The 24315-nt window shown below is 64.1% G+C and carries 20 protein-coding genes; 12 read left to right on the forward strand and 8 right to left on the reverse strand.

Going from position 1 to position 24315, the window contains the following annotated elements:
• Positions 1 to 7: 7 nt before the first annotated feature.
• From AC56LR_RS12935 to AC56LR_RS12955, 5 genes are all read left to right on the forward strand, one after another.
• Positions 8 to 397: a hypothetical protein gene (locus AC56LR_RS12935; RefSeq protein WP_497130874.1), complete on the forward strand. Its 390-nt coding sequence runs from the start codon at positions 8 to 10 to the stop codon at positions 395 to 397.
• A gap of 10 nt (positions 398 to 407) precedes the next feature.
• Positions 408 to 1088 (forward strand): C39 family peptidase, encoded by a 681-nt coding sequence (locus tag AC56LR_RS12940; RefSeq protein ID WP_497130875.1) that lies wholly within the window; start codon positions 408 to 410, stop codon positions 1086 to 1088.
• 14 nt (positions 1089 to 1102) lie between these two features.
• Positions 1103 to 1603 carry a hypothetical protein gene (locus AC56LR_RS12945; RefSeq protein ID WP_497130876.1) on the forward strand — a complete coding sequence of 167 codons (501 nt, stop codon included), beginning with the start codon at positions 1103 to 1105 and terminating at the stop codon, positions 1601 to 1603.
• A 37-nt stretch (positions 1604 to 1640) separates the two neighbouring features.
• The gene (locus AC56LR_RS12950) at positions 1641 to 3071 is read left to right on the forward strand and encodes a hypothetical protein (protein WP_497130878.1); all 1431 of its coding nucleotides are present in this window, start codon (positions 1641 to 1643) and stop codon (positions 3069 to 3071) included.
• A gap of 196 nt (positions 3072 to 3267) precedes the next feature.
• Entirely contained in the window at positions 3268 to 3474 is a 207-nt protein-coding gene (locus AC56LR_RS12955) for a cold-shock protein (RefSeq protein ID WP_497130879.1), read from the forward strand.
• A gap of 84 nt (positions 3475 to 3558) precedes the next feature.
• Here AC56LR_RS12955 and AC56LR_RS12960 read toward each other — a convergent pair whose 3' ends face one another.
• Complete coding sequence (locus tag AC56LR_RS12960) at positions 3559 to 4188, reverse strand: LysE family translocator (RefSeq protein ID WP_497130881.1); 630 nt, start codon at positions 4186 to 4188, stop codon at positions 3559 to 3561.
• Between the two features lie 85 nt (positions 4189 to 4273).
• Between AC56LR_RS12960 and AC56LR_RS12965 the strand changes: the two genes are divergently transcribed.
• Complete coding sequence (locus tag AC56LR_RS12965) at positions 4274 to 5218, forward strand: helix-turn-helix transcriptional regulator (protein WP_497130882.1); 945 nt, start codon at positions 4274 to 4276, stop codon at positions 5216 to 5218.
• A 130-nt stretch (positions 5219 to 5348) separates the two neighbouring features.
• On the opposite strand, the gene AC56LR_RS12970 is transcribed toward AC56LR_RS12965, so the two are convergent.
• The 7 genes from AC56LR_RS12970 to AC56LR_RS13000 all read right to left on the reverse strand — a co-directional run bounded on the left by AC56LR_RS12970 (position 5349) and on the right by AC56LR_RS13000 (position 15584).
• The gene (locus AC56LR_RS12970; protein WP_497130884.1) at positions 5349 to 5765 is read right to left on the reverse strand and encodes a gamma-butyrobetaine hydroxylase family protein; all 417 of its coding nucleotides are present in this window, start codon (positions 5763 to 5765) and stop codon (positions 5349 to 5351) included.
• Positions 5744 to 6205 carry an HIT family protein gene (locus AC56LR_RS12975; RefSeq protein ID WP_497130886.1) on the reverse strand — a complete coding sequence of 154 codons (462 nt, stop codon included), beginning with the start codon at positions 6203 to 6205 and terminating at the stop codon, positions 5744 to 5746. The genes AC56LR_RS12970 and AC56LR_RS12975 overlap by 22 nt, the downstream gene beginning before the upstream one ends.
• Positions 6202 to 10212 (reverse strand): DUF3683 domain-containing protein, encoded by a 4011-nt coding sequence (locus AC56LR_RS12980; protein WP_497130888.1) that lies wholly within the window; start codon positions 10210 to 10212, stop codon positions 6202 to 6204. The genes AC56LR_RS12975 and AC56LR_RS12980 overlap by 4 nt, the downstream gene beginning before the upstream one ends.
• Positions 10213 to 10375: 163 nt before the next feature.
• On the reverse strand, positions 10376 to 13282 hold the full coding sequence (locus AC56LR_RS12985) for a hybrid sensor histidine kinase/response regulator (protein ID WP_497130889.1): 2907 nt from the start codon (positions 13280 to 13282) through the stop codon (positions 10376 to 10378).
• Between the two features lie 95 nt (positions 13283 to 13377).
• Positions 13378 to 14145 (reverse strand): hypothetical protein, encoded by a 768-nt coding sequence (locus AC56LR_RS12990; protein ID WP_497130891.1) that lies wholly within the window; start codon positions 14143 to 14145, stop codon positions 13378 to 13380.
• 133 nt (positions 14146 to 14278) lie between these two features.
• Positions 14279 to 15019, reverse strand: coding sequence for a hypothetical protein (locus tag AC56LR_RS12995; protein WP_497130892.1), 741 nt, complete (start codon positions 15017 to 15019; stop codon positions 14279 to 14281).
• 61 nt (positions 15020 to 15080) lie between these two features.
• On the reverse strand, positions 15081 to 15584 hold the full coding sequence (locus AC56LR_RS13000; protein WP_497130894.1) for a YqaA family protein: 504 nt from the start codon (positions 15582 to 15584) through the stop codon (positions 15081 to 15083).
• A gap of 211 nt (positions 15585 to 15795) precedes the next feature.
• On the opposite strand from AC56LR_RS13000, the gene ilvA reads away from it, so the two are divergent.
• The 6 genes from ilvA to AC56LR_RS13030 form a co-directional block, all read left to right on the forward strand.
• Positions 15796 to 17334, forward strand: coding sequence for a threonine ammonia-lyase, biosynthetic (gene ilvA / locus AC56LR_RS13005; RefSeq protein ID WP_497130896.1), 1539 nt, complete (start codon positions 15796 to 15798; stop codon positions 17332 to 17334).
• Between the two features lie 103 nt (positions 17335 to 17437).
• A complete protein-coding gene (gene queF / locus AC56LR_RS13010; RefSeq protein WP_497130897.1) occupies positions 17438 to 18274 on the forward strand; it encodes an NADPH-dependent 7-cyano-7-deazaguanine reductase QueF in 837 nt (278 codons plus the stop codon).
• Positions 18275 to 18626: 352 nt separating this feature from the next.
• Positions 18627 to 19109, forward strand: a complete 483-nt coding sequence (locus AC56LR_RS13015; RefSeq protein ID WP_489874358.1) for a PTS sugar transporter subunit IIA — start codon at positions 18627 to 18629, stop codon at positions 19107 to 19109.
• A 74-nt stretch (positions 19110 to 19183) separates the two neighbouring features.
• Positions 19184 to 20119, forward strand: a complete 936-nt coding sequence (gene hprK / locus AC56LR_RS13020; RefSeq protein WP_489874437.1) for an HPr(Ser) kinase/phosphatase — start codon at positions 19184 to 19186, stop codon at positions 20117 to 20119.
• A 268-nt stretch (positions 20120 to 20387) separates the two neighbouring features.
• Entirely contained in the window at positions 20388 to 21266 is an 879-nt protein-coding gene (gene rapZ, locus AC56LR_RS13025; protein WP_497130899.1) for an RNase adapter RapZ, read from the forward strand.
• A gap of 551 nt (positions 21267 to 21817) precedes the next feature.
• Positions 21818 to 24315, forward strand: a 2498-nt coding sequence (locus AC56LR_RS13030) for an Ig-like domain-containing protein (protein WP_497130901.1), incomplete at its 3' end; no start/stop codon positions are given.

Genomic DNA, 24315 nt, shown 5'->3' on the forward strand with positions numbered 1-24315 from the left:
AGAATTCATGAAACCTGTGAACCGATATCTGCTGGCTGCGCTGGTCGCGCTCCCGCTGGCGGTCCAGGCCGCCGATCCGGAGAAGCTGCCGGTCAAGGTCAGTTTCCTGTCCGAGGTTAACGTCGCTCCTGCAGCACGCAGCAGCGTCGACGCCTGGGGCGATGCAGCAGCAACCGAGCGCCTGGCCGGCACCACCGGCAAGGACGACACCGTCCACACCGAATCCGTGCTTGGCGGTACGGTCGGCAACAACACGGCCATCAACACCGTCAGCGGCAACAATGTCATCGACAGTGGTTCGTTCGCGAATTCGCAGGGATTGCCGGTCGTGATCCAGAACAGCGGCTCGAACGTGCTGATCCAGAGCGCCACCACCATCAACCTGCGTCTGCAATAAACATGAAGCCATGAAGAAGCATCTCGCCCTCAGCGCCGCCCTGTGCGGCCTGTTGCTGGCGCCCGGCTGCCAGGCCTCGGCCCTCGAGCTGGCCGTCGGAAGCCGGGTCACGGTGCCGGTCACCAGCCTCAAGGAAATCAAGTTCCGCAACACCACCCGCCAGCAATTCGATTTTTCATGCGGCTCGGCCGCACTGGCCACCCTGCTGACCTACCACTACGGCACCCCGGTCACGGAAAAACTCGTCTTCGAACAAATGTTTGCCAGCGGCGACCAGGCCAAGATCCGCCAGCAGGGCTTTTCCATGCTCGACATGAAGCGCTTCCTGGCCACGCGCGGCTTCGTCGGCGACGGCTTCCAGCAGCCACTCGACAAGCTGCTCGAAGCCAAACTGCCGGCGATCGTGCTCATCACCGACCGCGGCTACAACCACTTTGTCGTGATCAAGGGGGCCGAAGACGGCCGCATCCTGCTCGGCGACCCCTCCAGCGGCACCCGTTCGGTCACGCGCGAGCGTTTCCACGAGCTGTGGGCAAACAAGCTGCTGTTCGTGGTGCACAAATTCCCTAGCAAGGTCGCCTTCAATGGCGCCGACGACTGGCGCGCCGCCCCACGCGCGCCGCTGGGCAATGGCATCAACCAGGAACAGTACAGCCAGAGTTTGCCGAAATTCGGCCCTGGCGACTTTTAAAAAAGGATTTACCCATGCAATGGCTCACACATGCATGCCGGGCCATGCTGCTGGCAGGAGCATGCGGCGCGGCCCAGGCCCAGGCGGGCGCCCCGGTCGATGGCTGGACGGCGGTTGACGCCGACACCCTCGACCAGCAACGCGGCGGCTTCGACCTTCCGGGCGGCCTCAATCTGTCGCTCGGGATCGAGCGCGTGGTCTCGGTCAATGGCGAAGTGCTGTCACGCACCAATGTGGCGATCGCCGACATGGCGACCATGAATGCCGGCCAGCTGCTGCAGGCCAGCACAGCGCTGGGCAGCTCCCAGCTGATCCAGCTCGGCGGTAACAATTTCGCGGCCAGCGACCTCGGCCTGCCCAACGGCGCCACCCTGATCCAGAACAGCCTGAACGACCAGACCATCCGCGCCCATACGACAATCACTTCGACCGTCAACAGCATGGCGCTGATCAAGGACCTGAATTTTCACTCGACCATTCGTGATGCAGTCGTGCGCTCGGCTGGAAGCCTGTAATATTGTAATATCGTTAACATAGCCGATGGAGAAACGGATGCACATTCACGCCGCGCGCCTGGGCGCCGCCGGACTCGCCGCCATGCTGCTGGCCCCGGTGGCGCACGCCCAGCAGACTCCCCCCGCCGGCACTGAGCAAAGCAAGGAAATGGCGACGCTCAAGGCCGAACTGGCGGCGCAGCGCGAACTGGTCAACAAGCTGATGCGGGAACTGCAGGCCCAGCAGGCCAAGATCGAGCGCATCGAAGAGCAGCGCAGCACTCCCGAGCGGACAATGGCCGCTACCCAGGCGCTGCCGCCGCGCGCCGACGATGTCCTGCTGTCCGAGCAGCGCGGCACCGGCGGGCAGAACGGCGTGGTGCCGGCGACGCTGCCGCAGAACATGCCGACCAACCCGCCGCCCTCCACGCCGGGCCCGATCGGCGGCCAGGCCCCTTCCCAGCCGGCAGCGCGTGCACCGAACCAGGCGCAGGCGCAGAACAACCCGACCCGCTCGCCGCGCGACGGCCGCCCGCCCGAAGTGGCGCCGCTGTTCGAAGCACCGGGCGTGCTCACGCCACGCGGCAAGTACATCCTGGAACCATCGGTGCAGTTCGGCTATTCGTCGAGCAACCGGGTGGCGCTGGTCGGCTATACCGTGATCCCGGCGCTGCTGATCGGCCTGGTGGACGTGCGCGAGGTCAAGCGCAATACCTTCACCGGCGCCCTCACCGCCCGCACCGGCCTGAACAATCGGATGGAAGTCGAGGTCAAGCTGCCCTATGTCTACCGTTCGGATGCCACCGTGAGCCGCGAGATCTTCACCGGCACGGCGGTCGAGCGCGTGTTCGAGACCAGCGGCAAGGCCATCGGCGACGTCGAGGTCGCGGGCCGCTACCAGCTCAACAACGGCGGCCCGGACAAGCCCTACTACATCGGCGGCCTGCGCTACAAGTCGACCACCGGCCGCAGCCCCTTCGAGGTCGTGACCGACTGCCAGACGCGCTGCGTCGGCGACAATGTGACCGGCACCGGCCTTCCCCTGACACTGCCGACCGGCTCGGGCTTCCACACGCTGCAGGGCAGCCTGACCTGGCTGTTCCCGTCCGACCCGGCCGTATTCTTCGGCAACATCAGCTATCTGCACAACTTCGAGCGCAGCGGCGTCACCCGCCTGGTGCGCAACGGCGAGCGCGAGCCGCTGGGCGAACTGGCGCCGGGCGGCATCATCGGCTTCAACTTCGGCATGGGCCTGGCACTGAACGACAAGGCCTCGCTCAGCCTCGGCTATGACCACAGTACCGTGGGCCGAATGAAACAGAACGGCACCACGGTGCCGGGCTCGGTGCGCACCCAGCTCGGCACCCTGCTGCTGGGCTATTCCTACCGTTTCAACGAGAAACGTTCGCTCAATGTCGCAGTGGGCGCGGGCGTGACGCGCGACACGCCGGATGTCTCGCTGACGGTAAGGGTACCGTTCTCGTTCTAAGAGCGAACACGGCCGCCCTGACGCGGGGCGGCTGTGGCATTTAGTTGACGGTGCGCACAATTCGAAAATCTTGCTTCCGTTTTAACAGATTCTCTCTATAATCAAGTTTGCAATGTTGAGCGCGCCACTGGTCTGAAAGTCCGAAGGTTCGCTGGCAGGGCGAATAAAACAGACTAACTTACAAGAGAGAAATAACATGGCGACTGGTATCGTAAAATGGTTCAATGATGCAAAAGGTTTCGGTTTCATCACCCCTGATGGCGGTGGCGAAGACCTGTTTGCGCACTTCTCGGCAATCAACGCAAGCGGCTTCAAGTCGCTGGCCGAGAACCAGCGCGTGACCTTCGAGGTCACCACCGGTCCAAAAGGCAAGCAGGCTTCGAACATCCAGCCGCAAGCTTAAGGGCCTGGCCCGCCTGGCGGGCAGCGCACAGCAAAAGAGCACATCTTCGGATGTGCTCTTTGTTTTTGGGCGCCGTTTCCTGCCTCAGGTCCAACTTTGCAGGACCGTGAGCAAGGCTGCAGCAACCAGCACGGCGCCGACCGAGCGCGCCGCCGCCAGTCCCGCGCGCGGGTGCGCAACCAGCCATCCGTGCGCACGCAAGGCTCCCACTGCCACCGCGCCATACACCATTGCCTGCGTGATCGACGTGATCAGGCCCAGCGCCGCGGCCTGGCCCCACAGGTGCCCGCGCTCCGGGCGCAGGAATTGCGGGAAGATCGCCAGCATGAAGACATAGGCCTTCGGGTTGAGCAGGCAGGTGAGCATTCCCTGCAAGAAGACCGAGCGGCCGCGCGGCGCATTGCCCGCCTTCGGCAACGCGACGCCCTCGCGTGCGCGCAGCAGGCTCCAGCCGATCCAGCCGATGTACACGGCGCCCGCGAACAGCACGGCGTTGAACAGCGGCGGCCAGACGGCCAGGATCGTCGCCACGCCGAGCACGCCCATAACGACGTGGGCGATGCCGCCCAGGACAATGCCGCCGACCGCGGCGAAGCCCGCCCCGTTCCCGCCGCGCAGCGTGCTGGCCAGCACGAAGGCCATGTCCAGTCCCGGCAGCGCCACCACGCCGAAGACCACCACGAAGAACAGCCACAGGTGCGCAAACTCGGTCATCTCACTTCCCTTTCATGCATGGATAAAACTGCACGGTAAGGGCTAATCAGGACATAATCGGCCCTGATTTTTTTAAAACGATGCGATGACCAAACCAACGACGCGGGTGCTGGCGGTGCTCGAGCTGCTGCTGGCCCATGGGCAGGTCAGCGGGGCCGATATCGCCGCACGGCTGGAAGTGGACACGCGCACAGTGCGGCGCTACATCGCCACGCTGGAGGAGATGGGCATTCCCGTCGTGGCCGAACGCGGACGCGCCGGCGGCTATGCACTGGTAGCCGGCTTCAAACTGCCGCCGATGATGTTCTCCGACGACGAAGCGCTGGCCTTGTCGGTGGGCCTGCTGGCTGCGGGCAAACTGGGGCTGGAGCGCGCCGCACCGGCCATCGCGAGCGCGCAGGCCAAGCTGGAACGCACCATGCCGGCCGGCCTGCGCGAACGGGTACGGGCCATCGCCGACACGGTGCAGCTCGATCTCAGGCGCGCGCCGGCAGCGACCGGCAATGCCGCGCTGGGGGCGCTGTCGCTGGCGGCCCGTGCGGGGCAGCGCGTGCGTCTGGCGTATGTCGACGCGGGTGGGCGCACTTCAACGCGCGAGGTCGATACCTATGGACTGGGCTACCACGACGCGTGCTGGTATGCGGTGGGCTGGTGCCATCTGCGCGGCGACGTGCGTTCGTTCCGGCTCGATCGGATCGACACGATCCAGCCATTGGCGGCGCGTTTCGAGCGCCCGGCAGGCTTCGATGCGCTGGGCTACCTGGTGCGCTCGGTGGCTACCCTGCCCCGGGCCTATGCGGTCGAGGTGTTATTGATGACGACGCTGGATAAAGCGCAGGCGCAGTTCTTCGACACGATCGGGGTGTTCGAGCAGACGGACCTGGGGGTGGTGATGCACAACCAGTCGGATGATATCGGGTGGTTTGCGAGGCAGCTGGCCAGCGTGCCGTTCGGGTTCGAGATTCGGAGGCCGCAGGAGTTGCGGGAAGCGGTGCGGGAGTGCGCGCAGGGGCTGCTCGCGCAGTTGTAGGGTGGCCGGCTTTGCCGGCCGCGCGGTGATAGTTGGGGGTCGATCAGCCGCGCGGGCAGATCAAACGTGATGTGAACGCGCGGGGTGATCGGGTCCAGTGGACCGGATCACAAGCCGCCGACCCTACGGGTTAGTGGCTATGCCCGCAGCCGGACTTCGGCTTGGCCCCTGGAAGCTCGGTGCCGGGCTCGCGGCCACTGTCGCCGTCGAAGCCGGCGGCATGCAGGCGATCCAGATAGTTCTGCCACAGCGTCCCCTGCTCGCTCCCCAGCTTGTACAGGTAATCCCAGGTGAAGATGCCGCTGGCGTGGCCGTCGTCGAACTCGGGTTTGACGGCGTAGTTCCCGACCGGCTCGAGGCCCAGCATGCCGACCTCGCGCTTGCCCAGCTGAAGCACTTCCTGGCCGGGGCCGTGGCCCTTGACTTCGGCCGACGGCGAGTACACGCGCATCAGCTCGAACGGAATCGAGAAGGCGCTGCCGTCGTCGAAGGCGATTTCCAGCACGCGCGATTTCTGGCGTACGGTCAGGTCAGTTGGATTGGGCACGGAGCCTCCTCTTGTTCATTAAAACGGCGAGCGATGGCGCTGGCCAGTTCCGGCAGCAGCGCGCGGCGCGCGGCGACGATCGATTCGTCGGGCTGGCGCGCGGCCGTGGCCCATACCGGCGCCGGGAAGTGGGCGTCGTCCGCATAGCGCGGAATGACGTGCCAGTGCAGGTGCGGCACCACGTTGCCCAGGCTCGCGACATTCACCTTCAGCGGGCGCATGACGTCGCGCACCGCCAGCTCGACCTGGTACACGGCCTCGTTCAGCAGCAGGCGGTCTTCCTGGGCCAGGTCGCTCATCTCGCGCACGTGCTCGCGCCAGATGACGCGGCAAAAGCCGGGGTAGTTGGCGTCGTCGACGATGATCACGCTGAACTTGGGGCCGGCCCAGGCCACGGGCACGGCCAGCTCGCACAGTTCGCAACCGGCTTGCATGCTCATACCAGCACCCTTTCGATACCGCCGTTATTGGCGCGCGCCACGTAGTCGGGCATCCAGTTCTCGCCCAGCAGGTGACGCGCCATCTCGACCACGATGTAGTCGGCGGTGGTGCCGGAATCGGCGTTGTAGCGCGACAGGCCCTGCAGGCAGGACGGGCAGCTGGTCAGGATTTTCACTTCGCCTTCGAAACCGTCGGCGCGCAGCTTGTCGGCGCCCTTCTCCATCTCGCCCTGCTTGCGCGAGCGGACCTGGGTGGCGATGTCGGGACGGCTCACGGCGAAGGTGCCGGACTCGCCGCAGCAGCGGTCGTTCTTCTCGATCTTCACATCGTCGAACGTGGTCACCAGCGCGTTCACGGTCTTGAGCGAATCCTGCATCTTCATCGGCGTGTGGCAGGGGTCGTGGTACATGTAGCGGGTGCCGCTCACGCCTTCGAGTTTCACGCCCTTCTCCAGCAGGTATTCGTGGATGTCCATGATGCGGCAGCCGGGGAAGATCTTGTCGAACTCGTAGGTCGCCAGTTGATCGTAGCAGGTGCCGCAGGAGACCAGGACCGTCTTGATGTCGAGGTAGTTCAGCGTGTTGGCCATGCGGTGGAACAGCACGCGGTTATCCGTCATCATCTTGTCGGCCTTGTCGTACTGGCCGGCGCCGCGCTGGGGATAGCCGCAGCACAGGTAGCCCGGCGGCAGCACGGTCTGCACGCCGGTCTCCCACAGCATCGCCTGGGTCGCCAGGCCCACCTGCGAGAACAGGCGCTCCGAGCCGCAGCCCGGGAAGTAGAACACGGCTTCGGTATCGGCCGTGGTCGTCTTCGGGTTGCGGATGATCGGGATCACCTTGTCGTCCTCGATGTCGAGCAGCGCGCGCGCGGTCTTCTTCGGCAGGTTGCCCGGCATTTTCTTGTTGATGAAGTGGATCACCTGCTCGCGAACCGGCGCCTTGCCGGTGGTCGGGGGCGGCGCTTCCACCTGCGGCTTGGCGAAGCCGCGCAGCAGCTGGTTGCCCATGCGCTGGGCCTTGTAGCCCCAATCGATCATCACCTTGCGCGTCGCGTTGATGGTGGTCGGGTCGGTCGCGTTCAGGAAGAACATGGCGGCGCGGCTGGCCGGCTTGAAGCTGCGCTTGTCCATCTTGCGCAGCAAATTACGCATGTTCATCGAGACGTCGCCGAAGTCGATGTCGACCGGGCATGGCGTCACGCATTTGTGGCACACGGTGCAGTGATCGGCCACGTCTTCGAATTCTTCCCAGTGGCGGATCGAGACGCCGCGGCGGGTCTGTTCTTCGTACAGGAAGGCTTCGATCAGGGCCGAGGTGGCGAGGATCTTGTCGCGCGGCGAATAGAGCAGATTCGCCTCCGGTACGTGGGTGGTGCAGACCGGCTTGCACTTCCCGCAGCGCAGGCAATCCTTGATGCTGTTGGCGATCTCGCCGATATCGCTTTGCTGCATGATCAGCGATTCGTGGCCCATCAGACCGAAGGACGGCGTGTAGGCGTTGCGCAGGTCGGCGTGGGCGCCCTCCAGGTTGAGCAGCTTGCCCTTGTTGAAGCGCCCTTCCGGATCGACGCGCAGCTTGTAGTCGCGGAATTCCTGGATTTCTTCGTCGTGCAGGAATTCGAGCTTGGTGATGCCGATGCCATGCTCGCCCGAGATCACGCCGTCCAGCGAACGAGCCAGCTTCATGATGCGTTCGACGGCCTTGTGGGCGTCCTGCAGCATCGCGTAGTCGTCCGAGTTCACCGGCAGGTTGGTGTGCACATTGCCGTCGCCGGCGTGCATGTGCAGCGCCACGAACACGCGCGAGCGCAGCACGCGCTTGTGGATCGCGGTGGCTTCGTCGAGGATGCACTTGTAGGCCGAACCGTTGAAGATCTGGCGCAGCGGTGCACGCAGTTCGCCCTTCCACGAAACGCGGATGGTGTGGTCCTGCACCACGTCGAACAACAGCGCATCCGGCTGGCTGCCGATGCGCTGGTCCAGCACCGCCGACATCGCATCCAGGCCCAGCTCATCGAGCTTGCCGTGTACGTCGACAAGGCGCGCATCGAGGTTGGCGAGGATGAAGCTCCAGCGCGCCCGCGCGGCTTCGACCAGCGCCATCGCCTGCTGTGGGCGGTCGCCCAGGATTTCGTCGCGGTCGACGGCGTCGCCGGAAGCGTCGTCGCTCTTCTCGATCGGCAGGTGCTCGTTCGAGAGATAGGCCAGCAGCTCGCTGCTAAGGGCCAGCTTGTTCTTGATCGACAGCTCGACGTTGATGCGCTCGATGCCGTCGGTGTACTCGCCCATCCGGTTCAATGGGATCACCACGTCTTCGTTGATCTTGAAGGCGTTGGTGTGGCGCGCAATCGCCGCGGTACGGGCGCGGTCCAGCCAGAACTTCTTGCGCGCTTCCGGGCTGACGGCGACAAAACCTTCGCCGACGCGGGTGTTCGCAATGCGCACCACTTCCGAGGCCGCAATCGCCACCGCATTCTCGTCGTCGCCGACGATGTCGCCGAACAGCGCCATTTTCGGCAGCACGCCGCGCTTGGACTTGGTGGCATAGCCGACCGCGCGCAGGTAGCGCTCGTCCAGGTGCTCCAGACCCGCCAGGCGCAGGGTCGCAAAGGCCGGGTCGCCGTTCTTCGGCAGGCTGTCGAGATAGTTGGTGATTTCGACGATCGACGGGATCGCATCGCGCGCCTGGCCGAAGAATTCCAGCGCCACGGTGCGGGTGAACTTCGGCATCTTGTGCAGGATCCATCGGCTTGATGTGATCAGGCCATCGGTGCCCTCTTTCTGGATGCCCGGCAGGCCGGAGAGGAATTTGTCGGTGACGTCCTTGCCCAGGCCTTCCTTGCGGAAGCGCTTGCCCTCGATGGTGAGCGTCTCGGTGCGGAACGGCTCGGCTTTCGCCACGCCGCGCGGGGTCGGATGGGTCCATTCAAGCTTGAAGGTGGCCACCGGCGCGTCGTGGATCTTCGACAGGTTGTGGTCCATGCGGGTGACTTCCAGCCAGTCGCCGTTCGGGTCGACCATGCGCCACGAAGCGAGATTGTCCAGCGCCGTGCCCCACAACACGGCCTTCTTGCCGCCCGCATTCATGGCGATGTTCCCGCCGATGCAGGAGGCATGCGCCGAGGTCGGGTCGACCGCGAAGACGAAGCCGGCCTTTTCGGCCGCCTGCGAGACGCGCTGGGTCACCACGCCCGCAAAAGTGTGGATGGTCGCGTAGTCGCGGTCCACGCCGGGCAGCCGGGTGATCTCGACCTCGCCCAAACCAATCAGCTTTTCGGTGTTGATCACGGCCGACATCGGCGTGAGCGGAATGGCGCCGCCGGTGTAACCGGTGCCGCCGCCGCGCGGGATGATGGTCAGTCCCAGTTCGATGCAGCCCTTGACCAGGCCGGCCATTTCTTCTTCCGAATCGGGCACCAGCACCAGGAAGGGATATTCGACGCGCCAGTCGGTGGCGTCGGTGACGTGCGAGATGCGGTGCATGCCGTCGAAGCGGATGTTGCGCTTGTCGGTATAGGCGCCGAGCACGCGCAGGGCGCGCTTGCGCAGGTCGTACATCTCGCGGAATTCGAGGCCGAAGGCATCGACGGCGGCGCGCGCGGCATCGAGCAGTTGTTCGACGGCGGCATTGCGGCTGGCCGCGGCGTCAAGCCCGTCTTCGCCGGCGGCGTCCACGCTCAGGCGGCGCTTGTCGACTTCGCCGAGGCGGTGGTGCAGCGCGTCGATCAGCTTCTGGCGGCGCTTCGGGTTGTCCAGCAGGTCGTCCTGCAAATACGGATTGCGGCGCACGACCCAGATATCGCCCAGCACCTCGTAGAGCATGCGCGCCGAGCGCCCGGTCTGGCGCGCCCCGCGCAGCTCGTCGAGCAGCCGCCACGACGACTCACCCAGCAGGCGGATCACGATTTCGCGATCGGAAAACGAGGTGTAGTTGTACGGGATCTCGCGCAGGCGCGCGGGGGCGTTGTCGGCAAGCAGGGTATGCAGTTGTGCGGGGGCGTTCATGGAATCGACTCAACAGCTCGGACGGGCCCGAAGGACGTTCATTCTAGCTTATTGCGCTGCACCACGCTGGCGCGTGGTAAGAAAATGACCACAGGCCACGCAATGAAATGCCAAGAGTTAATGCCAAATGCAAATTATCTTTGCAAAAAAAGGCCTCAGTGCATCATTCGTTTGCATGGGGACGCACATTGGCATATTGCGTAAGGCTTGTTGCCGGAAGCCCTGCCAGAATCGCCGTCAGTTGGTCGGTCTCGATCGGTTTGACGAAGTGATGATCGAAGCCGGCTGCCTTGGACAGGATGCGGTCGTGGGCCTGGCCGTATCCGGTCAGCGCAATAAGGACGGCATGGGCCGTGCGCGGGTTGGCGCGCAGTCGCCGTGCAAGCTCGTATCCGTCGATATCGGGCAGGCCGATATCGAGGATGAATACCTCGGTAGCCGAGCGGTTCGCTGCCTCGAGTGCGCCATGCGCCTCTTCGAACACCTGCACATGGTGGCCTGCCGCCTCGAGCAGCGCTCCCAATGCGGTGGCTGCGTCCAGGTTGTCGTCCACGATCGTCACATGCGCACTGGCCTCAACCCGGGCCACCGCGGCGACCGCGGGCGCCGCCTCGGAACGGCCGGGGAGAATCAGCGGCAGCGTCATGGTGAAGGTGCTGCCCTTGCCCACGCCGTCGCTGCGGGCCTGTACGCTGCCGTCGTGCAGGCCGGCGATACTCTTGACCAGCGCCAGCCCCAGTCCCAGTCCGCCCTGCGCGCGGTCAGGCGTGCGTTCCGCCTGCGAGAACAGGTCGAACACCCGGGGCAGCAGTTCGGCCGCCATGCCGATCCCGTTGTCGCTCACGCTGATGCCGACCTGCTCCTGCTGCACGTCCAGGCTGAGTGACACCTGGCCGTGCTGCGGGGTGTATTTGGCGGCGTTATTGAGCAGGTTGGCAATCGCCTGCACCAGGCGTGTGCGGTCGCCGCGCACGAAGGCCTGGGACGACGGAATCCTGAGCAGCAGCTCATGGTGCCGGGCTTCGAGCAAGGGTTGCGCCTGCTCGACTGCGCTGCTGATGACGACCTTCAGGTCGACATCCTCCCGCTCGAGCTGTACCAGGCCACGGGTAACCCGCGACACATCGAGCAGGTCGTCGACCAGGTTGGTCATGTGCCTGACCTGGCGCGTGATGATGTCGCTGGCCTGGTGGATGCGCTTGACATCGGCGCCCTGCAGCTTCAATAACTGCGCGGCGGTGCTGATCGGCGCGAGCGGATTGCGCAATTCATGGGCGAGCATCGCCAGGAATTCGTCCTTGCGCTGGCTCTCCTTGCGCCATTCGTCCTCGGCCAGCTTTTGCGCGTGGATATCGGTGCAGGTTCCCATCCAGCGGAGGATGGCTCCACGGTCGTCGCGGACCGGCAGCGCACGCCCCAGGACCCAGCGGAACTCCCCGGAGCGATGCCTGAGGCGATACTGGATCTCGTAGGCCGCGCCGGTCGCGAGACTGTGCCGCCAGACTTCCCAGGCGCGCGCCTGGTCGTCCGCATGCAGGACGAGGTTCCAGTCTTCGCCGTCGGTCGCGCCCCTGGCGATCCCGGTAAACTCGTACCACCGGTCGTTGTAGTAATCGTGGTAACCGTCGGGCAGGGTCGACCAGACCATCTGCGGCATGGCATTGGCAATCGTGCGGAATTTCATCTCGCTGAACCGCATTGCCGTTTCGCTGCGCAGGCGCTCGCTATAGACGCGCGTGCGTTCCGCGACTTCCTTGATGAAGGCCAGCTCGCCTGCCGTCCAATGCCGCGCTGCGGCATTGTTCACGAAAATGACCGCAACGAGCTGGCCCTGTTCGATGATCGGCACATTGACGAACGAACCCGCACCGCGGCCCTTGAGCGCCGCGGCGGCCTCGCTGGTGCGCGGGTCCTCTTCAACCTTGTCGATGACGATGAATTTGCCGAGCTTGAGGTCGTCGATGAACGAGCCGTAGTCGCGCAGCTTCAGGGTACCTGCCAGGGTCTCGACGCCGGCGGCAGTCCAGTCGCGGTCGACGGTGAGCGTTTCCGCATCCGGGTCGATGGTGCCGTATCCTACCCGGCTCACGCCCAGTGCTTTCCCCAGGATGACCGAGGCGTGGTAAATGACGTCGTCCGGTTTCTCGAGATCGCGGACGATCTCGGTCAGCTTGGCCAATGCCTGGTTGCGCAGGTCGGCGCGTGTCCGATCGGTGACGTCCACACCCTGCACCAGGATGCCGGTGACCTTGCCCCTGGCGTCGCAGAGCGGCTGGAACACGAAGTCGACATAGCGTTCGTCGACGAGGCCCCCGGGCGTGGCCTGGACCTCATACTTTGCATTGTTTTCGGCATACGGCTGGCCGCTGCGGTACACCTCGTCGAGCAGACTGACATAACCCTGCTCGGCCGCATCGGGCAGGCCTTCGGCAATCGTCATGCCCACAATATCCCGGTGTCCGATCAGTGCCGAATACCCCGCATTCATGAACTCGACCCGGTGGGTGGGGCCGGTGAGCATCGCCATGAATATCGGCGCCTGCCGGAACAATTCGGCGATGCGCTGCAAATCGTGGATCTGCCGGGCCTGCGATGAAATCTCCGATTGCAGGTCCGCGACACTCGCGGAATCCATGACTTGCCGGGTCACGTTCTCGACATGCTGGATGACGTAAATGACCTTGCCGTGGCTGTCCAATACCGGTGTGTGCATCGGTTTCCAGTAGCGGACCGAAAAGCCGCTGTCCGCGTCGCCCTCGGTGGGAACGTCGTAACGCTGGACCGGCATGAGGTCTGCAAGCCCGTGCTGCAGCACCCGGGTAATCGAGGCGCGTATGTTTTCCACGCCATCGCCGCCCAATTCGTCGGGGTTGGAAGGGAAGGCATCGAAGATGTGACGGCCGACGATATGTTCGCGCCGGGCGCCGGTCGACGCGAGATGCGCATCGCTGACGGCCACGATCTCGAAATCCGGCGACATGACCATGCAGGCCGACGGTATCGCATTGAAGATGGCAAGGATGTCAGGGTCGTTCGCGCGCTGCGCCAGGGCTGTGGAAGTGATGGCCAAGAGAGATCCAGGATACGAATGTGAACGGAAGTCATCCAAGAATACACGCTTCCGCCCGGTATTCGTAGCCCCGGAGTGCCGCCGGCCGGCAAGGATCAGCGATCCGCGCGCAGCCAGGCGTCCAGCTCGGCGTCCCCGGGCGGCCGTGCGAAGACCTGCTGCAGCGTCCAGCCCTTCTTGTCGAGCAGGTAGGCGACCTTCAGGTGGAAGCCGCGATACAGCCCGCTCCTGTTGCGATCGAGTTCGCGTGCGCCAGCGCGGAACAGCGTGCGGTTCGCATCGAAATCGAAATCCCCGGCCTTGCCCACATAGTCGGCATAGCCCTCCAGCAGCCATTCTGGATAGCGCAGCATGACGGTGCGCCCGAAGCTGCGCGAGACGTCGCTGTGGGTGATCTCGTGCGCGATGAAGTACGACAGCGGGCGCTGCGCGGCATCGGCGATCGGGCCGCGCCCCGGCGGGTGGATCCGGTTTGCCGCGATACTTGATGCGCGGATGAACACCTGGCGGGTGAGCCAGACGTCCGCCGCCCCGCCGACCTGCGTGCTGAAGTGCCGGCCATACAGCCACAGGCGCCAGGGCTCGTTGCAGAAGAAGATCTCGACCGGGGTGCTGCGGTCGTGCAGGACCGAGGTGCGCAGGCGCCTGGTCACGTCGTCCAGCACCCCGGTGATCTCGGCGGGGATCGGCCGGTCCGACCACACGTGGTAGTTCTGGTAGGTCGCGCGGTAGGCGAACATCGGCTTCGGGAGCGCGGCCAGGACGGCATACATGAGCAGCAGCAGGAAGAGACCGGCGGCGCCGGCCTTGAACAGGGTGAAGGCGCGTCGGGCGCGGGTGGGTAGCCGGGTGGTCGGGGTCATGGTCGCATGCGGTAGGCGCAGTCACCAGGATCTGCCCTGGTCTGCAATACGACGGAATGTATCCGCTTAGTCTTATCGAAGACTTAACATGGCGCTTTTTTCAACAAAGTCCGTCAGCCCGACCGGGAGTCCCCTAGTCGCGCGCCGTGCGCCACACCTGCTTCTTGGCCGGTGTTTCGTGCTTGGGGCAGCTGGTGAAGCGCTGCTTGCCGTGCATTTCGATCATCTCGACGTTGGTGACGGGAGAGCGCTCGGTGAGGCAGTAGGCGCCATTGCCGGTGATGACGCGGGTGCGGCGCGCGCCGTCGCCGGTGTTGTTCACCAGTTCCTCGACCTTGGGCGCTTGCCACAGCTTGGGCGGCGCCAGCGCATGCGCCAGTTCCATGCCCTCGCGCATGCGCAACTGCGGACTGTCGGGGGGCAGCACGATGGTGGGCAGCTTGTCCTTGCGCAGCGCGCGGTCGATGCTGCCGACGCTGCGGCGGGCCGCTTCCATGATGGCGCCGGCGCTGGGCGCGGGTGGCGCGTCAAAGGCGGGGATCGGGGCGCTCGGCTCCGTTTGGACTAGCGGCTCGGCCGCAGTCACCTGAGGCGGCGCCTGCGCAACCGCATGCGTGCTGCGATGGGCGGCAGCTGCGGGCGTGGGGCGTGCACGCGGCACGACAGGCGCGGCCTCGATGCGCGGCGCCGGCGCAGGGAGGCGCAGCCACTGGACCACGAAACCATCGTCATCGTTCTGAGGGGGCGGCGCCGTGCGCGCCATCTGCCAGCCGGCGACCAGCGCCGCATGGACCAGCAGCGTGACGGCAAGGCCGGCCAGGCGGCGGTCGGCAGGCAGCGAGAGGTCGAAGGTGCGCGAAGGGAGGCTGGACATGTGCGTCCAGTATAGCCAGCTCACGGCGCCGCTTCCTCACCAATTCTCTCGGGCTGACGGCTTACCCGAACCAGCGCCCCAGCAGCTCGCCGACGCTCTTCCAGAAGCCGTCCGGGATGTAGAGCAGCACCGCCGTCATGCTCACGTAGCGCCCGAACTTCCCGATCGCCATGTACATCACGCTCGGCCAGAACGGCAGGTGCAGCCAGCCGGCCAGGGTGCACAGCGGGTCGCCCACGCCCGGCACCCAGGACAGCAGCATGGTCTTGGCGCCGTATTTCTTGAGCCAGCCGAACCAGCGGCTCTGGCGGTCCTTGGCAAAAGCGACCTTGGCGCGGTAGCCCAGAAAATAGTCGACCGCCCCGCCCAGCGTATTGCCGACGGTGGCGACAAGGATCGCCGGCCAGAACATCGCAGGGTTCGCCTTGACGACCGCGAACACGGCCGGCTCGGAGCCGAGCGGCAGCAAGGTGGCGGAGACGAACGCAATGATGAAGACGGAGCTCAGCCCGACGGCCGGCGCGGCCAGGACTTTCAGCAGCCAGAGGACGGCGGATTCGATCATCGAATGGAGGAGGTTGGGCGAGGACGCCTGAACGAGTAAGTCATGGGTCCATTATAATGAGGATCACTTATCGTAACGACACGATACGCCGGGCCTGCCATCCAGGGCGCCGTATCGTCGCTGCGCGCCTCGGTCACCCCTGCTGGCAGAACAGTGTGCGTCGTCCGGACCGCCAGCCATCCCAACTGGCAGCAACAACCGATTGCCGACCATGACTACCGACTACCTCAAGAAAATCCTGACCGCGCGCGTCTACGACGTCGCCCAAGAAACCCCGCTCGAATACGCGCCGACCCTGTCCGGCCGCATGAACAACCGCATCTATTTCAAGCGCGAAGACATGCAGAGCGTGTTCAGCTTCAAGCTGCGCGGGGCCTATAACAAGATGGCCAACCTCACGCAGGAGCAGTTGAAGCGCGGCGTGATCTGCGCCTCGGCCGGCAACCATGCCCAGGGCGTGGCGCTGTCCGCCGCACGCCTGGGCTGCCGCGCCCTGATCGTGATGCCCACCACCACCCCACAGGTGAAGATCGACGCGGTCAAGGCGCGCGGCGCCGCCAATGTCGAAGTGGTGCTGCATGGCGATTCGTACACCGACGCCTACAACCACGCGCTGCTGCTGGAAAAAGAGCAGCGCATGACCTTTGTCCACCCTTTCGACGATCCGGACGTGATCGCCGGCCAGGGCACGATCGGCATGGAGATCCTGCGCCAGCACTCGGGTCCGATCCACGCGATTTTCGTGGCCATCGGCGGCGGCGGCCTGATTTCCGGCGTCGGCGCCTATGTGAAGGCGGTGCGCCCGGACATCCGCATCATCGGCGTGCAGACCATCGATTCGGATGCGATGGCGAAAAGCCTCAAGGCCGGCCGGCGCGTCACGCTGACGGACGTCGGCCTGTTCTCGGACGGCACCGCGGTGCGGCTGGTGGGCGAAGAGACCTTCCGTGTCGCGCAACAGGTGGTGGACGAGATCATCATCGTCGACACCGATGCGATCTGCGCCGCAATCCAGGACGTGTTCCAGGACACGCGCAGCATCCTCGAGCCGGCCGGCGCGCTGGCCGTCGCCGGCGCCAAGGCCTATGTGGAGCGCTCGCAAATGAGCCGCCATCCGGTGAAAGCCGAGACACTGGTGGCGATTGCCTGCGGCGCCAACATGAACTTCGACCGCCTGCGTTTCGTCGCCGAACGCGCGGAGCTGGGTGAATCGCGCGAGGCGGTGTTCGCGGTGACGATTCCCGAGCAGCGCGGCAGCTTCCGGCGCTTCTGCGCGCTGGTCGGCCCGCGCAACGTCACGGAGTTCAACTACCGCATCAGCGATGCGCGCGAAGCGCATATTTTCGTCGGCGTGCAGGTCGGCAGCCGCGGCGAATCCGGGCTGCTGGCGCGCACCTTCGAGGAACACGATTTCCGCACCCTCGACCTGACCGGCGACGAGCTGGCCAAGCTGCACATCCGCCACCTGGTGGGCGGAAAAAGCGCGCTGGCGCAGGACGAATTGCTGTATCGTTTCGAATTCCCCGAACGCCCCGGTGCCCTCATGCGCTTCCTCGACAGCATGGCGCCGAACTGGAATATCTCGCTGTTCCATTACCGGAACCAGGGCGGCGACGTCGGCCGCATCCTGGTTGGCCTGCAGGTGCCAAGCACGGAGATGGATGAATTCCGGCAGTTCCTGGCGACGCTCGGGTACCGGTATTGGGACGAGAGTGCCAATCCGGTGTATAAGCTGTTTTTGGGCGTCTAGCCTGTTTTCGCACCGCAGTGTTAACCACACCGTGGCACGCAATCGTTCGTTGAACGCGCGGGCGGCGAAGCCGCCCACCCTACGTTACAAGCGTCCTTTATCCATGAATACTCCTGACCAGTCCCCCCTCGGCAAATCCTCCGCATACCAGAGCCAGTACGCACCCGAACTCCTGTTCCCGATCCCGCGCGCGCAAAAACGCGAAGAGCTGGGACTCACCGCGACCTCGGGCACCCTGCCCTTCTTCGGCGTCGACATCTGGAACGCCTACGAGCTGTCGTGGCTGAACATGCGCGGCAAGCCGCAGGTGGCGATCGCCACCATCACGGCGCCGAGCGACTCGCCCAACATCGTCGAATCGAAATCCTTCAAGCTGTATCTGAACTCGTTCAACCAGACCCGCGTGGCCGGCACCGACGCGCTGGCCGAGCTGCTGCGCCAGGACCTGTCCGCCGTGTTTGGCGCGCCCGTGCACGTGAAGATCACGACGCCGGACGCCTTCGGCACGCTGAAGATGGGCGAGCTCGAAGGCACCCTGCTCGACCGCCTCGACCTCGAGATCGACCAGTACGTGCCTGCGCCCCAGCTCTTGAGCGCGAACCAGCTCGATGGCCAGGTCGAAGAGACCCTGGTGTCGCACCTGCTCAAGTCGAACTGCCTGGTCACCGGCCAGCCGGACTGGGGCAGCGTGCAGATCCATTACGTCGGCCCGCAGATCGAGCAGGAAGGCCTGCTGCGCTACCTGATCGGCTTCCGCGAGCACAACGAATTCCACGAGCAATGTGTGGAGCGCATCTTCATGGACGTGCTGCGCCAGTGCAAGCCGTCCAAGCTGGCGGTGTACGCGCGCTATACCCGCCGTGGCGGCCTGGACATCAATCCCTGGCGCGCCAACTTCAGTACCGGCATGCCGGGCAACCTGCGTACTGCCCGCCAATAAGCGCCGCCAACGCACAGCCGCGCTACCGGCTGTGCGTTTTCGGCCACAACCATTCTGCTGTCCCGATGTCAAAACACCAAAGCCCGCGGTTCGCCCAAGATCCGGGCGCGGGACGATAAAAATCGGCGCAAAGGGGCGCGCAGCCCCTGTTTGCCAGGCTTTCGTGCCAATTTAACTCAGGAAATTGCGTTTCGTTGTGAGGGAAAATCGTCGCCTGAGCCTGTATTTTTGCGGGCCTGTCCCCACCTTCACTACTGGATGCCCGTACCGATACGAAATCGCATGCCGCTGCCATGAAACAGGCCTATAATTCCGCCTCGCAAGCACCTACCTGTGCACCCGCACACCAGTTATGACGAACCTTAGCAAAATCCTCTCGCTCGAGAATGTGCAGCTGGACCTGGAAGTGTCCAGCAAGAAGCGCGCGTTCGAGCAAGCCGGCTTGATCTTCGAAAACAACTGCGGCATCGCGCGTTCGACCGTGTCGGACAACCTGTTCGCCCGCGAGCGTCTCGGCTCCACTGGCCTCGGCCATGGCGTGGCCGTGCCGCATGGCCGCATCAAGGGTTCCAAGAGCCTGAAGTCGCCCCTGGCCGCCTTCGTGCGCCTGGTCGAACCGATTCCTTTCGAGTCGCCCGACGGCCAGCCGGTCAGCCTGCTGTTCTTCCTGTTGATTCCGGACCACGTCACCCAGCAGCACCTCGAGATCCTGTCGGAAATCGCCGAGCTGTTCTCGGACGAAGCCATGCGCACTGCGCTGGCCACCGACCCGGACCCAAAATCGGTCCACGAGCGCATCATCAATTGGCAACCCAGCCTGCAGGCAATGGGCTAAGAGCCCGGGTTAAGCTTCCCTAGTTACGCTACACTAGCTTCGCGGCAATTTCGCCGCGCTCCATGCCCATGCCCATGCTGCAGACCCCGCTGACCATTCAACGGCTGTACGACGACAACCGCGACAGCCTCCAGCTCGGCTGGTTCGCGGGCTTCCCCGGCGGCGAGCGGCAGATCGCGGGCGACGCGGCCTCGGCCGCCGACCAGGTCGGCCACCTGAACCTGATCCACCCCGGCCGCATCCAGGTGTTCGGGCACCAGGAACTGAATTACTACCACCGCCTGAAATCGAGCTCGCGCACCCACGTGATCGGCGAGCTGATCGGCGGCGGCCCGCCGGCCCTGATCATCGCGCAGGGCCTGGAAACCCCGCCCGACATCCTCGCGATCTGCGACGACCAGAACATTCCGCTGTTCTCGACCCCGCTGCCGGCGGCGCAGGTGATCGACTTCCTGCGCGTGTATCTGTCCAAGAAACTGGCCCAGCGCGTCATCATGCATGGCGTCTTCATGGACGTGCTCGGCGTGGGCGTCCTGATCACGGGCGACTCGGGCCTGGGAAAGAGCGAGCTGGGCCTGGAACTGATTTCGCGTTCGCACGGCCTGGTGGCCGACGATGCCGTGGAATTCTCGCGCATCGCCCCGAACATGATCGAGGGCCGCTGCCCGCCGCTGCTGCAGAACCTGCTGGAAGTGCGCGGGCTGGGCCTGCTGGACATCAAGGCGATCTTCGGCGAGACCGCGGTGCGCCGCAAGATGCGCCTCAAGCTGATCGTGCATCTCGTCAAACGCGGCGCGCTCGACGAAGAAGTCGAGCGCCTGCCCTTCCAGCACCCGACCGAAGACGTGCTCGGCCTGCCGGTGCGCAAGGTCGTGATTCCCGTCGCCGCCGGCCGCAACATCGCGGTGCTGCTCGAGGCCGCCGTGCGCAACACGATTTTGCAATTGCGCGGGATCGATACGCTGCAGGAATTCATGGAACGGCAACGTCAAGCCATGACCGGAGATTGAGTGTTGCTAAGGAACCTGCCCTTGCAAGGACAGGCCGTTCCGCAGGCGCGGAGCATGCTCCGCGAATTCCCTGCTGCACCAACGTCAAGCCATGACCGGAGATTGAGTGTTGCTAAGGAACCTGCCCTTGCAAGGGCAGGCCGTTCCGCAGGCGCGGAGCATGCTCCGCGAATTCCCTGCTGCACCAAAGACAAGCCATGACCGGCGACTGACCCATCCGGCATAGACAAGAGGACAAGTCCGGGGCGCTTGCGGTATCATCGACCCTATGCACATCGTCCTCATTACCGGTATTTCGGGCTCAGGCAAATCGGTTGCCCTGAATGTCCTCGAAGACGCAGGCTACTACTGCGTCGACAATCTCCCGCCGGCCCTGCTGCCGGCCCTGGTCTACGCTGTCGGCGAAAAAGGCGCGGACAAGATCGCCGTCGCTGTCGATGCCCGCAGCGCCGAATCGCTGGTGGAACTGCCGGTCAGCGTGCGCCACCTGAAGGAAGAAGGCCACAACCTCAAGGTGATGTTCCTGACCTCGAGCACCCATTCGCTGGTGGCGCGCTTTTCCGAAACCCGCCGCAGCCACCCGTTGTCGCACCAGGTCCGCCCCGGCGAAAACCCGGCTTCGCGCCGCACCCTGATCGAATGCATCGCCGAAGAACGCGAGCGCCTGTCGGCGATCGAGAACCTCGGCCACGTGATCGACACCTCGGAGCTGTCCGCCAACAAGCTGCGCGAATGGATCCGGGAACTGGCCGACATCGAGCATGCGCCGCTGACCCTGTTCTTCGAGTCCTTCGCATTCAAGGTCGGCGTGCCGCTCGACGCCGACTTCGTGTTCGACGTGCGCGCCATCCCGAACCCCTATTACGACCTGGCGCTGCGCCCGCTCACCGGCCGCGACGCCCCGGTCATCGCCTTCCTCGACGCGCAGCCGAGCGCCACCGAGATGCTGGAAGATATCAAGAACTTCGTGGCCAAGTGGCTGCCCTCGTTCAAGACGGACAACCGCAGCTACCTGACGGTGGCGGTGGGTTGCACCGGCGGGCAGCACCGGTCGGTGTACATGGCGGAGCGCTTGGGGGCCCACTTCGGCGGGACCGAACGTGTGATCGTCAGGCATCGCGAGCAGCCGAAGCACGTGGCACTGTAAACAGGTGTATCGCAGGGTGGGCGGTCAACGATCACATTGTTGCGCGGCCCTGCGAATTCCATCTGCTGCATCCGGATTACCACCCTGACCGGATGTAACGACGCCTTGCAGGCGTTCATCGATATGCCGACTCCGGCCGTATCGACACGGCCCGTCCCGCCGTGCCTCACTGGCTTCCCACAGACACTTCACTGATAGGCGCACAGGCGGTTGCCAGGCAGGTACCCGGCCTAGCTTCCGGTCGCGCTGTCTCTTGCCATCGGCAGCAACACCAACGCAGGCATGGCCTGCCCGCATGCGCGGACTCTCCCCTTTTCCAGTAGCCACCCTTACCCCCATGCCCGAGCAGTACAAATGTCTAGGGAAGTCAGGACATTCATACCATTGTGAGCAGCAGTCACTACCGATAGTCTCGGTTGTGAACACTCTTATAAATAGTGCGGCCTAGCACGTGCCTGCATGGGCGAAGCGCACACAGGGATGGAGGCCGGATCCGCTCCCGCGTATCCGTAGCCCAGAAAAACTGTTCCAAAACTGACAAGGGACCCATCATGGCTGCCGCACGTACCGTCTTTATCGATACCGGAATTACCAACTACACCTCGCTTGCTGCACGCTACGACGCGACGCTTTTCAATGTCGTTTTATTGGATGGCGCACTGCCCCGATTCCAGCAGATCCAAAACTGGCTAGATGGCAACAATAACAACCCAGCCGTGATCAACGTCATTGCCCCCAGCAATGGGGTGACAGGTTTGTTCACGCCACGCGTTGTGTTTATCGATCCCAGTGTCGCCGACTTCGAAACGATTATTGCCGGCGTGCCCGGCAACGCTACCGTGGTTGTGCTCGACCCTCAGCGGGATGGTGTGCAGCAAATTCATGATTTCCTGGCTGCGAATACCGGCATCGTGGCAGCCATCGACATCATCACCGACATCGCCAGTCTGGATGTCATTTCCCACGGCACGCCCGGGGAAGTCATGCTCGGTTCAACGGTCCTGAACGCAGCCAACCTGGCCAACTACAGCACCCAGCTCGCTGCCATTGGCAGCCACCTGAGCGCCGGCGCCGACGTCCTGCTTTATGGCTGTGACGTGGCAAGCGGTACCGTCGGCCAGCAATTTATCTCGGCCCTGGCTGCGGCTACCGGTGCAGACGTCGCCGCATCGACCGACCTGACGGGCGGCGCGGCCGCGGGCGGCGACTGGGTGCTGGAGGCAAGCACGGGGACGATCGAAACGGCGGCCATGAGCATTGCGGCTTACGAAGGCAGGCTGGATTCAGCAACCTCCGTCACGTCCATCACGATGCAAGACGACGACGACCCGGGTAGCGCCATTATCACTGACTTGCAAACGCAAACGATCACTGGAACCTTCGCAGCCAATACTGGCAATCCCAACGTACCCACGATCTGGGTGTCAACCGACGGCGCTGGTGCCAATAGAATCCAGGTCGCGCCGGCAAACATCATCTACACCGACAATGCGGGCACGGGCAACTTCTCGGTTTCAGTAACCCTCCAGACAGGTGCCGGCAAGTCGATCCAGTTCTGGAGGGACGGAGGCAGCGGCCCTCTTCTGGCTACGCACCAATATACGTTTGCACCGGACCTGACCCCACCCAGCACAACGGTCAGCACGGTTGTTTTTAGTAACGATACAGGTTCCAGCGCAACTGATTTTATTACTAACGCCGCAATGCAAACCATCTCGGGCACCTTGAGTGCCAATACGGTTGCAGGTGAAGTGGTGCGGGTCTCGGTCGACAATGGCGTCACCTGGAAAGCTGCTACCAATAGCGTCGGACAAAACACGTTCAGCCTGTCTGGTGTCAACCTCGAAGCCAGTAATACCCTCAAGGTAAGGGTCGAGGACGCCGCCGGCAATGCAGGAGCTACCCGCACACAAGCTTTTGTCCTGGACAAAGTCGCACCCACGCCAGGCACCCTTGGCTTCAGCAACCTGAGCGATTCGGGTACTTCCGGTGACAGCGTCACGAACGACAAGTCATTTGATTTGTCGTTAAGCGGCAATGAGGCCGCTTCCAGCATTGTCTATGAAGCGTCGCTCAATGGTGGCGCTTTTGTCAGCACGCTTGCCTTGCAGACCAACCTGGCAGACGGGACCTACCAGTTCCGTGCCCGCGCTACAGATGTTGCTGGTAATGCGGCCACCACGAATACGGTCGGCATCACGATAGACACGACGGCACCGAATGCACCAGGTATCAGCGGATTCAGCAACAATAGTGGATCAACACTTGATACGACCACCAACGACACGGCTCCGGTACTCACGATCACGGCTGCAGCCAATTCGACAGTCGAGGTCTTTAGAAATGGAACGTTTGTCGGCATTGCAGTGCAAACCGCGGCGCTCAGCGGTGTGTATACATTTACATCATCGACCTTAGCTGACGGTAGCTATCGTTTCACGGCGCGTGCAACTGATGCAGCCGGAAACAGCAGTCCTGAATCGTCTGCGCAAGATGTCACTGTCGATACCACGCTCACCGCGCCCACCCTGGCGCTAACCTCGGACAGCGGCGAAGCCGGCGACAAGCTGACCAACGATGCCCGCCTCACTTTCAACGCGGCCGACAGCGATGCGACTCGCGTGATCACGGTCGATGGCGCCGTGGTGAGCAGCTACGACGCCAGCAAGCTGGCCGATGGCAGCCATACTGTCAGCGTGGTCGATACGGACAAGGCGGGCAACAGCAAGAACGCGTCGCTCAGCTTCACGCTCGATACCGCGCTCACCGCGCCTACCCTGGCGCTAAGCTCGGACAGCGGCGAAGCCAGCGACAAGCTGACCAACGATGCCCGCCTCACTTTCAACGCGGCCGACAGCGATGCGACTCGCGTGATCACGGTCGACGGTACGGTGGTGAGTAGCTACGACGCCAGCAAGCTGGCCGACGGCAACCATACCGTCAGCGTGGCCGATACGGACAAGGCGGGCAACAGCAAGAACGCCTCGCTCAGCTTTACGCTCGATACCGCGCTCACCGCGCCTACCCTGGCGCTAACCTCCGACAGCGG

The sequence above is a fragment of the Telluria sp. ZT3P39 genome, from assembly GCF_059685935.1.

Excerpts from the sequence above, each read along its gene's own strand:
- AC56LR_RS12935 (WP_497130874.1), top strand. The coding sequence starts at position 8 with ATGAAACCTGTGAACCGATATCTGCTGGCTGCGCTGGTCGCGCTCCCG.
- AC56LR_RS12940 (WP_497130875.1), top strand. The coding sequence starts at position 408 with ATGAAGAAGCATCTCGCCCTCAGCGCCGCCCTGTGCGGCCTGTTGCTG.
- AC56LR_RS12945 (WP_497130876.1), top strand. The coding sequence starts at position 1,103 with ATGCAATGGCTCACACATGCATGCCGGGCCATGCTGCTGGCAGGAGCA.
- AC56LR_RS12950 (WP_497130878.1), top strand. The coding sequence starts at position 1,641 with ATGCACATTCACGCCGCGCGCCTGGGCGCCGCCGGACTCGCCGCCATG.
- AC56LR_RS12955 (WP_497130879.1), top strand. The coding sequence starts at position 3,268 with ATGGCGACTGGTATCGTAAAATGGTTCAATGATGCAAAAGGTTTCGGT.
- AC56LR_RS12960 (WP_497130881.1), bottom strand. The coding sequence starts at position 4,188 with ATGACCGAGTTTGCGCACCTGTGGCTGTTCTTCGTGGTGGTCTTCGGC.
- AC56LR_RS12965 (WP_497130882.1), top strand. The coding sequence starts at position 4,274 with ATGACCAAACCAACGACGCGGGTGCTGGCGGTGCTCGAGCTGCTGCTG.
- AC56LR_RS12975 (WP_497130886.1), bottom strand. The coding sequence starts at position 6,205 with ATGAGCATGCAAGCCGGTTGCGAACTGTGCGAGCTGGCCGTGCCCGTG.
- AC56LR_RS12980 (WP_497130888.1), bottom strand. The coding sequence starts at position 10,212 with ATGAACGCCCCCGCACAACTGCATACCCTGCTTGCCGACAACGCCCCC.
- AC56LR_RS12990 (WP_497130891.1), bottom strand. The coding sequence starts at position 14,145 with ATGACCCCGACCACCCGGCTACCCACCCGCGCCCGACGCGCCTTCACC.
- AC56LR_RS12995 (WP_497130892.1), bottom strand. The coding sequence starts at position 15,019 with ATGTCCAGCCTCCCTTCGCGCACCTTCGACCTCTCGCTGCCTGCCGAC.
- AC56LR_RS13000 (WP_497130894.1), bottom strand. The coding sequence starts at position 15,584 with ATGATCGAATCCGCCGTCCTCTGGCTGCTGAAAGTCCTGGCCGCGCCG.
- ilvA (WP_497130896.1), top strand. The coding sequence starts at position 15,796 with ATGACTACCGACTACCTCAAGAAAATCCTGACCGCGCGCGTCTACGAC.
- queF (WP_497130897.1), top strand. The coding sequence starts at position 17,438 with ATGAATACTCCTGACCAGTCCCCCCTCGGCAAATCCTCCGCATACCAG.
- AC56LR_RS13015 (WP_489874358.1), top strand. The coding sequence starts at position 18,627 with ATGACGAACCTTAGCAAAATCCTCTCGCTCGAGAATGTGCAGCTGGAC.
- hprK (WP_489874437.1), top strand. The coding sequence starts at position 19,184 with ATGCTGCAGACCCCGCTGACCATTCAACGGCTGTACGACGACAACCGC.
- rapZ (WP_497130899.1), top strand. The coding sequence starts at position 20,388 with ATGCACATCGTCCTCATTACCGGTATTTCGGGCTCAGGCAAATCGGTT.